Annotated in this window: 9 protein-coding genes; all 9 read right to left on the reverse strand. The window is 72.4% G+C overall.

Features of this window, described 5'->3' with window-relative positions:
• Positions 1-120 precede the first annotated feature (120 nt).
• A complete protein-coding gene (gene tatC, locus ACZ38L_RS37200; protein ID WP_465702109.1) occupies positions 121-1,035 on the reverse strand; it encodes a twin-arginine translocase subunit TatC in 915 nt (304 codons plus the stop codon).
• Between the two features lie 108 nt (positions 1,036-1,143).
• A complete protein-coding gene (locus tag ACZ38L_RS37205) occupies positions 1,144-1,410 on the reverse strand; it encodes a twin-arginine translocase TatA/TatE family subunit (protein ID WP_465702111.1) in 267 nt (88 codons plus the stop codon).
• A 170-nt stretch (positions 1,411-1,580) separates the two neighbouring features.
• On the reverse strand, positions 1,581-1,754 hold the full coding sequence (locus ACZ38L_RS37210; protein WP_396564966.1) for a hypothetical protein: 174 nt from the start codon (positions 1,752-1,754) through the stop codon (positions 1,581-1,583).
• Between the two features lie 45 nt (positions 1,755-1,799).
• Positions 1,800-2,054 (reverse strand): hypothetical protein, encoded by a 255-nt coding sequence (locus tag ACZ38L_RS37215; RefSeq protein ID WP_465702114.1) that lies wholly within the window; start codon positions 2,052-2,054, stop codon positions 1,800-1,802.
• A gap of 24 nt (positions 2,055-2,078) precedes the next feature.
• A complete protein-coding gene (locus tag ACZ38L_RS37220; protein WP_396565141.1) occupies positions 2,079-3,023 on the reverse strand; it encodes a helix-turn-helix transcriptional regulator in 945 nt (314 codons plus the stop codon).
• 32 nt (positions 3,024-3,055) lie between these two features.
• On the reverse strand, positions 3,056-4,036 hold the full coding sequence (locus tag ACZ38L_RS37225) for a helix-turn-helix transcriptional regulator (RefSeq protein ID WP_465702116.1): 981 nt from the start codon (positions 4,034-4,036) through the stop codon (positions 3,056-3,058).
• 151 nt (positions 4,037-4,187) lie between these two features.
• Complete coding sequence (locus ACZ38L_RS37230; protein ID WP_396564962.1) at positions 4,188-4,562, reverse strand: FKBP-type peptidyl-prolyl cis-trans isomerase; 375 nt, start codon at positions 4,560-4,562, stop codon at positions 4,188-4,190.
• 178 nt (positions 4,563-4,740) lie between these two features.
• Positions 4,741-6,060 (reverse strand): FKBP-type peptidyl-prolyl cis-trans isomerase, encoded by a 1,320-nt coding sequence (locus tag ACZ38L_RS37235; protein WP_465702119.1) that lies wholly within the window; start codon positions 6,058-6,060, stop codon positions 4,741-4,743.
• Positions 6,061-6,190: 130 nt separating this feature from the next.
• A complete protein-coding gene (locus ACZ38L_RS37240) occupies positions 6,191-7,180 on the reverse strand; it encodes an FKBP-type peptidyl-prolyl cis-trans isomerase (protein ID WP_465702121.1) in 990 nt (329 codons plus the stop codon).
• Between the last annotated feature and the right edge of the window lie 169 nt (positions 7,181-7,349).

Raw genomic sequence — 7,349 nt, forward strand, 5'->3', positions numbered from 1 at the left:
CCCCCCCCCCCCCCCCCCCCCCCCCCCCCCCCCCCCCCCCCCCCCCCCCCCCCCCCCCCCCCCCCCCCCCCCCCCCCCCCCCCCCCCCCCCCCGTACCGGTCACCGTCACCGCATCACCTTCAGGTGATGTCGTCGTCCACCTGCTCGCCCCGCGCCACCGGCACGGACGCCACCGGCGCCGGCGAGGCGACCGCCGGCGCGGACGCCGTCACGGCCTCGGCCGACCCCACCGTCTCCACGCTCAGGTCGACGTGCGAGGCCTCCTCGTCACTCAGCCCGGCATCCGGGTTGCGGCGCAGCCGGCGCCGGTCGTTGAGCAGCGAGATCCCCACCGCGGCGAAGAACAGCACCCAGATCGGCGAGGCCAGCGCCAGCATGCTCAGCGGGTCGGCACTGGGCGTGGCGAACGCCGCGAAGACCGTGATGCCCATGATCATGCCGCGCCACCAGCCGAGCATCCGCTTGCCCGTGAGCGTACCGGTGAAGTTCAGCATCACCAGAACCAGCGGGAACTCGAAGGCCGCCCCGAAGACCAGCACCATCCTGGTGGCGATGTTGAAGTAGTCCTCGGCGGGCAGGATCTGCTGCGCCCCGATCGGGGTGAACGAGGACAGCACCCGGATGGTGGTCGGCATCAGCAGGTACGCGCAGACCGCGCCGCCCAGGAAGAGCGGGATGCCGGCGGCCAGGAAGCCCAGCGAGTACTTGCGCTCGTTGCGGTGCAGACCGGGGGAGATGAACGCCCACAGCTGGTACAGCCACACCGGCAGCGCGCCGATCAGGCCCGCGGTCAGCGAGACCTTGAGGGCGAGGGTGAACGGCGTGGTGACACCGATGACGGCGACCACCGAGCACTTGTGGGCGGCCTCCGCCTGCTGCTGGAGCTCCGCGGCGGTGCAGCTCGGCAGCGGCCGCATCAGGAAGACCTGCAGCTCCTTGTTGAAGCACGCCGCGATGATCGTGCACACCACGATCGCCAGCACCGACTTGACCAGCCGGTTGCGCAGTTCGCGCAGGTGATCCCCGAGGGACATCCGACCTTCGGGGTCCTTGGGCGGTTTGGAAGACTTGCTCAACCCCGGTCCTCAACTCGTGCGTCGTGGCCCGCCGGACGGCGGACCGCGGTGCGGACCGGCGGGCGCTCAGCGCGGCCCGCCGCTCCCGTGCTCGGTGACCGGCCGTGCGGTGGAGGTGTCACCGGGCGCGGCCTGAATCGTCCTGACCGTCCCGCCCGACGCCACCGGACCGGCGGCCGGCCGCTCCGTCCCCCCGCCGCGCGGCGCGGCGCTCTCGCTGCGCAGGATCCGCAGCGACCGCGCCAGCCCCCGGGCCAGGTCCGGCAGCCGCTTGCCGCCGAAGAAGGCGAACGCCATCAGGGCGATCATCAGGAACGCCAGGATCCTGCCCATGGGCGACTGCTCTCTCGACGTGGGCGACCGGACGCCGCCGAGGGCGCCGAAACCGCTGGTGGACGTGACGGCGGGCCCACGGGACACCGCAGGCCACGGTCAGAGCCTAACGCGCGCGTCCCGGCAGGAGCAGACCAGTGCACCCGACGGGCAGGTGAAGTTTGGCCGCGTCAGCCCTGTACGGTCCGCGCCAGCTCCCCGGAGGCCTCCGTCAGCGCCCGCCCGGCGGCGTCCACCTGCCGGGCCAGGCCCCGCACGTCCCGCCACAACCGACCCGCGAGCACCCCCAGTACCAGCAGCCCGGCCGTGGCCAGGCCGACCGCCGCCATGATGGTCCACGGCATGACGCTCCTCCGTCCTCAACTCGAGTCCGACCGGGCCCAACGCCCTCAGCCCTGGGCCACCGGAACGGCCTGGAGCAACCGGATGGTACTCACCCCGGCACCGCTCAGCGCCGCGACGATCTTCTCCCCGGCCGGCTTGCGCACCGCCGCCCCGCAGGCGGGACAGGTGAAACTGTAGAAGGCCCGTTCCCGGGTGCGCCCCAGCGCCAGCCGGAACTCGGACGCCGCCAGCTCGACCTTCTCCCGGCATTGCGAGCAGTAGACCTTGAAACGGGTGTCCTCGGCGAACCCGGCCTCCACTCCCCCGCCCTCCTCCGCCACTCCTCAGCCCACCACGCCCGACGAACCCGCCGGCTCCCCGTACCCCGCCAACGCCGCCGACGCCGCCTCCCGCGCCTGCTCGGCCAGGTGCGCCGGCGAAACGATCCGCCCGTCCCGTCCGAGCCGCAGCGCCAGGGTGCGCAGCCCCGACGGGTCCGAGCTGCGCAGGGTGATCCGCAGCCCGCCGTCCGGCAGCTCCTCGGCCAGGTCGTGCGTGTAGTACTCGGCGACCCACCGCCCGGCCGGCCCGACCTCGACCACCACCTGCGGATCGTCCGCCGCCGGGTTCACCAGCCCCTGCGAGAGGTCGCGCGGCTCCAGGCGGGGCGGGTCCGCGGGCGCGTCCAGCAGCTTGACCTCGGCCACCCGGTCGAGCCGGAACAGCCGGCGGTCCTCCGAGGTCCGGCACCAGCCCTCCAGGTAGGTGTGGCCCTCGGTGACCAGCCGGATCGGGTCCACCTCCCGCTCGGTCATCCCGCCGCGCCCGTGCGAGTAGTAGCGCAGCCAGATCCGCCGCCGCTCGCTGAGCGCCCGGTCGATGTCGGCGAAGACCTGGCCCTCGGCCTCGAAGGTCACCCCGACCCGGGCACTGCCCTCGGCACTCTCACCCGCCGCGTTCTCGATCTTGGCGACGGCCCGGGTGAGCGCCTGACGGTCCCGCTCGCGCAGCCCCGGCAGCCCGGCCACCGCCCGGGCGGCCACCAGCAGCGCGGTGGCCTCGTCGGCCGCCAGCCGCAGCGGCTGCGCGACGTCGTCGACGTTGTGCCACCAGATCCGCTCGCCGTCGGTGTCGATGTCCAGCAGGTCGCCGCCGCGGAAGCTGGTGCCGCACATCGGCAGCACGTTCAGGTCCGCGATCAGCTCGCGCTCGGTGATCCCGAAGGCCCGGGCCACCTCGGCGACCTCGGCTCCGGGGCGCTCGCGCAGGTAGGTGACCAACGAGAGCATGCGGCGGGTCTGGTCGATGGCGTTGCTCACCGTCAGGCTCCTTCAGCTGCGAGGCCGGCCACCGCGCGCAGCCGGTCGATGACGTCGGCGCGCAGGTCGTCCGGCTCCAGGACGACCAGGTCCGGCCCGTACTCGGCCAGGTCGGCGCCCAGCCCGTAGCCGTACGGGATCTCCAGCTCGTCCCACTGCTCGTCCACCGCGCGCGTGCTCAGCGCCTTGGTCCGCAGCGGGAAGCCGGCGCCGCGGCGCAGTCGGACGGTCGCCGTCGCGGTCGCACCCTCGCCCGCGAAGGTGGCCACGTACGCGCGCACGTCCACGTGCTCGGGGATGTGCGCGGTGAACACGCCGCCGCGGGCCCGCACCCGGCCGCTGATCCGGCTCAGCCGGAACACCCGGACCGCCGCCCGGTCCCGGTCCCAGCCGGCCAGGTACCAGTGCCCGCGCCAGCACTCCAGTGCCCACGGCTCCACCGTGCGCTGCTCGACCGCCGAGGCGCCCGCCTTGCGGTACTCGAAGCTCACCGGACGGCGGTCCCGCGCGGCCAGCAGCAGCGGCTCGAACGCGGCCTCCCGGGCCGGGATCCGCGGCTCCAGCGCGGTGCGCCCCTCGGGCTCCTCCTCGGTGAACGGCACCCCGGCCGCCCGCAGCTTCTGCAGTGCGCCGCTCGCCGCCCCGGAGAGCCGGGCCTGCTGCCACACCTTGGCCGCCAGGCTGAGCGCGGCCGCCTCCTCGGCGTCCAGCGCGATCTCCGGCAGCCGGTTGCGGTCCCGGCGGGCCAGGTAGCCGATCTCGCCGTCCAGGGTGTTCTCGTCGGTGTCGATCAGGAGCCCCAGCTCGCGGAGGTCGTCCTTGTCCCGCTCGAACATCCGGTTGAAGGCGTCCTCGCTGCCGTGCGGCCCGGCTTCCCGGTAGGCCTCGACGGACTCCCGCAGCTCCCGCTTGGAGAGCGGACGTTTGGTGTTCATCAGGCACAGGGCGAGGTTCATCAGCCGCTCTGCCTTGGCGATCGCCATCGCTGACCCTTCCGGTGTGCCGCGCCGCGCGCGGGTGCCCGCCGAGGAATCTTGATCCCGGCGACCCGACCGTACCGGTAGCACCACACAGAGCGAAAGCCGAGGTGGCCGCACCCCGCCGGAGCGGGCTGCGGCCACCTCGGCGAGGGGCTCAGACGCCCAGCAGGTCGACCACGAAGATCAGGGTCGAGCCGGCCGGGATCAGCGGCGACGGCGACTGGTTGCCGTACGCCTTGTGGGCCGGGATGATCAGCTCGCGCCGGCCACCCACCTTCATGCCCACGACACCCTCGTCCCAACCCTTGATGACGCGGCCGGCGCCCAGCGGGAACTGGAACGGGGTACCGCGGTTCCAGCTGGCGTCGAACTCCTCACCGGTCTCGAAGGTCACGCCGACGTAGTGGACCTTGACCAGCTGGCCCGGCTTGGCCTCCTCGCCGGTACCCACCTCGATGTCGCGGATCTGCAGGTCGGCCGGCGCCTCGCCGCCCGGGAAGTCGATCTCCGGCTTCTTCTTCTCGCTCATCACTGCCTCTTCCTCATCGGCCGACTGACTCGGCCGTCACGTCAACAACCCGGAACACAGCACGGCGGCGGAGCACCGTACCGCGGCTCCGACGGGAACCACCGTACGGGCGTCCGCCGCCCGCGCAGTTCAGGCCCGGCCGCGGGTCGCCCCGACAGCCGGTCGCCCTATCTTGTCATCACTGCCCGCCGCTGCCGCCCGAGCCCTGCCCGGCGGCCAGGATGTCGACCACGAACACCAGGGAGGCGTTGGCCGGGATCCCGCTGCCGGCCGGCGGCTGGTCCTTGTAGGCCAGCGAGGCCGGGATCACCAGCTCGATCCGGCTGCCCACGTTCTGGCCGACCACGCCCTGGTCCCAGCCGGCGATGACCTGGCCGGCACCGACGGCGAAGGGGAATGCCTGCCCCTTGGGGATCGAGGAGTCGAACTCCTTGCCGTCCTTCAGCGTCACGCCGGTGTACTGGACGACCACCTGCTGGCCGGTCTGCACCTTCGGCCCGTTGCCCTGGATCAGCACCGCGGTCTTCAGGCTGGTCGGGTCGGTCACGTTCGCCGGGGGCGTGATGGTGTCGGCCTTCTTCGGGCCGTTCACCTTGACCTGCGGGAAGTCGGCCGGCGGCTCGGTCATGTCACCGCTCACCCGGGCGTCCGGCGCGACCGCCCCCTGGATGTCGATCACCATGATCAGGTCGTCGTTGCCGCCCACACCGAGCTGCGGGTTGCCCTGGGAGCCGAAGGCCGCGGTCGGCGGCGCCACCACCAGTACCCGGCTGCCCGCCTTCTGCCCCACCAGGGTGGAGTCCAGCGCCGGGATCAGCTGGCCGGTGCCCGCCTGGAAGATCTGCGGCTGGCCGTTGCTGTCGTAGCTCCCCGGGAGGTCCTTGCCCGTGTTCCAGTCCTTCAGCGTGAGCCCGACGGTCACCCAGTCGTTCTTGTTGATCTTGGGGCCGCTGCCCTCGGAGATCGTCTTCGCCACGAACGTGCCGTCCGGAGCCTGGGACGGCACGGTGATGGTCGCCTTCTTGCCGAAGTCACCGGTGACCGTCGGCAGCACCTTGGCGTCGTGCTTCAGCGGCGGCACGGCCGGGGTGCTCGGCGAGGTGCTGGCGGTGTCCGAGGCCGCCGGCTTGCTGTCGTCGTGCTTGTTGACCAGGTACAGCCCGACACCGCTGCCCACCAGCAGGACGGCCAGCACGGTGCCCAGGATCACCCCGAGCCGGCCACCGCTCGGCGCGTTCTCGTAGTCCGCCTCGGACAGCTGCTGCTTGCGCACGGTCGACGCGAAGACCTGCGGCGCCTCGTCCTCGGACGTCCCACCCGACACGACCGGGGCACTCTGACCGGGCTGCGCCCAACCGGCCTGCTGCTTGAGGATCGACGGCGGGATCACGATCGACTCGCCGTCCCCGGGCAGCGGGCCGCCGGGCCGCGACGCCGCCGGGTCTACCGCACCACTCGCGGTACCGGCCTCGTCCGGGCCCGAAGCATTCTCAGCCATGACTCCCCTATCCTCGCCCTCAAGATCGCTAGCCGCTGTGCGAAATCGCCAGCAGTATGTCAGCTCGACATGAGGGCAGGCACTCGCCGGGTGTCCATGACACCCCGCGAATGCCCGCCCACGCCAGGAACTACACAGCTTCCAGGATGTCGATCACGAACACCAGGGTCGAGTTCGCCGGAATCGAGGACTGCGCCTTGTCCCCGTAGCCCAGCGACGGCGGAATGACCAGTTGCACCCGGCTGCCCACGTTCTGCCCCACCAGGCCCTCATCCCAGCCCTTGATCACGCTCCCGGTCCCCACCTGCAGCGCCTGGGCACCGCCGTGGCTCCAGGAGGAGTCGAACTGCTGCCCGTTGCTCCAGGTCACCCCGGTGTACTGGACCACCAGCGTCTGCCCCGCCTTGACCTGCTTGCCGTCCCCCTTGATCAGCACCGAGGTCTTCAGGTCGGTCGGCGCCGCCTCGTTCGAGGGGATGGTGATGGTCGGCGCCGCCTTGCCGTTGTCCTTCACCTGCGGCAGCGTCGGCGGCGGCTGGGTCATCGACCCGGTCACCACCGAGTCCTGCGGCACCGCCTGCGCCACGTCCAGCACGAACACCACGGTGTCCCCCGGACCGATCCCCAGGGTGGTGTTCCCGGTGTTGCCGAAGGCCGCCGCCGGCGGCGCCACCACCAGCACCCGGCTGCCCACCTTCTTGCCCACCACGCTCTGGTCGAAGGCCGGCACCAACTGCCCGATCCCGGCCTGGTAGAGCTGCGGCTTGGACCCCGCGTCGTACGAGCTCGGCAGGTCCTTGCCGGTCGTCCAGTCCTTCGCGGTGTAGTTCACCGTCACCCAGTCTCCGTGGCCGACCGTCGGGCCGTCCCCGTCACTGACCGAGCTCACCACGAACTGCCCGCTCGGCGGCCCGGAGGGAAGGGTGATCGTCGCCTTGCTCCCGACGTCACCGCTCACCGTCGGCATCGGCGAGGCCGAACTCACCGGGCTCGGCACCGCCGGCGCCGAACTGGTCGGCGCCGCGGACGACCCGCTCTTCACGGGCGTACCGCTGCTGCACGCCGTCAGCGCCAGCAGAGGCAGGACGAGGAGCACCCCGGCGATCCGTCGCACGGTCATCCTAACTGTCGGTCAAGTACGGCCAGCGAACTCGACCCACCCTAGAACCATTACCTGACGGCTCCACGCAAGGCGGGGGGGGGGGGGGGGGGGGGGGGGGGGGGGGGGGGGGGGGGGGGGGGGGGGGGGGGGGGGGGGTGGTATTCTCCGGGTCGGTTATGGGGGGGTG

This window comes from Kitasatospora sp. NPDC024654, from assembly GCF_055559155.1.

Coding starts and splice junctions, on each gene's coding strand:
- ACZ38L_RS37230 (WP_396564962.1), bottom strand. CDS start 4,562: ATGAGCGAGAAGAAGAAGCCGGAGATCGACTTCCCGGGCGGCGAGGCG.
- ACZ38L_RS37235 (WP_465702119.1), bottom strand. CDS start 6,060: ATGGCTGAGAATGCTTCGGGCCCGGACGAGGCCGGTACCGCGAGTGGT.
- ACZ38L_RS37220 (WP_396565141.1), bottom strand. CDS start 3,023: ATGCTCTCGTTGGTCACCTACCTGCGCGAGCGCCCCGGAGCCGAGGTC.
- ACZ38L_RS37205 (WP_465702111.1), bottom strand. CDS start 1,410: ATGGGCAGGATCCTGGCGTTCCTGATGATCGCCCTGATGGCGTTCGCC.
- ACZ38L_RS37225 (WP_465702116.1), bottom strand. CDS start 4,036: ATGGCGATCGCCAAGGCAGAGCGGCTGATGAACCTCGCCCTGTGCCTG.
- ACZ38L_RS37240 (WP_465702121.1), bottom strand. CDS start 7,180: ATGACCGTGCGACGGATCGCCGGGGTGCTCCTCGTCCTGCCTCTGCTG.
- tatC (WP_465702109.1), bottom strand. CDS start 1,035: ATGTCCCTCGGGGATCACCTGCGCGAACTGCGCAACCGGCTGGTCAAG.
- ACZ38L_RS37210 (WP_396564966.1), bottom strand. CDS start 1,754: ATGCCGTGGACCATCATGGCGGCGGTCGGCCTGGCCACGGCCGGGCTG.